The following is a 598-nucleotide window of genomic DNA, read 5'->3' on the forward strand; positions in this document are numbered from 1 at the left end:
CGGCACAACCGGATAAAACTCCAAAAGCAAGTATTGAAATAACTAAGAACTTGAATCCCTTCATTTTGTTTTCTCCTTATGATGGCTGTTAGATGCTTCCAAGGCGGTGTCTTGCATGTTGGAGCGAGTCAGAATGCCGTCAACAAATACGCTAGATTCAGGGTACAGTGCTTTTTCTTGTAGCAAAGCGCTTTTTGCCAGGCCAGGGTTTCCGGCTTGAGCGTGAACCATTCCTAAGTGAGCATATAGGCCGGGAGGAACTTTCATCCCTTTATTTTCTGCTCGCTCTATAGTTAGGTTTAGTTTATAGATCTGCGTGGCAGTATCTGCTTCGCCGGGGTTGAGGTAAATATCGTAAACGATTTCTTGGTAATCACCCCAATAGTACAAATTACTATGAGTTGAACATGCTTGAGCCAAAAGAATGACCGCCATTGCAGCGATCAACTTGATATTAATGTATTTCATCGAACTTCCTTATGTCGATAGTTAGTTGCTATTTTTCAACAGACCAAACGCCGGACTCTAGATCTCTAACTAAATTATTAATGGCTTCGGTAATCGCGAAGTTAAGAACTTTGCCATTAAGCGTTGCATC

General features: G+C 42.0%; 1 protein-coding gene. It reads right to left on the reverse strand.

The features are described from left to right. Positions 1–60: 60 nt before the first annotated feature. A complete protein-coding gene (locus tag A3756_RS01345) occupies positions 61–468 on the reverse strand; it encodes a DUF4810 domain-containing protein (RefSeq protein WP_068515868.1) in 408 nt (135 codons plus the stop codon). Between the last annotated feature and the right edge of the window lie 130 nt (positions 469–598).

The organism is Oleiphilus sp. HI0086 (assembly GCF_001635225.1).

Excerpts from the sequence above, each read along its gene's own strand:
- A3756_RS01345 (WP_068515868.1), bottom strand. The coding sequence starts at position 468 with ATGAAATACATTAATATCAAGTTGATCGCTGCAATGGCGGTCATTCTT.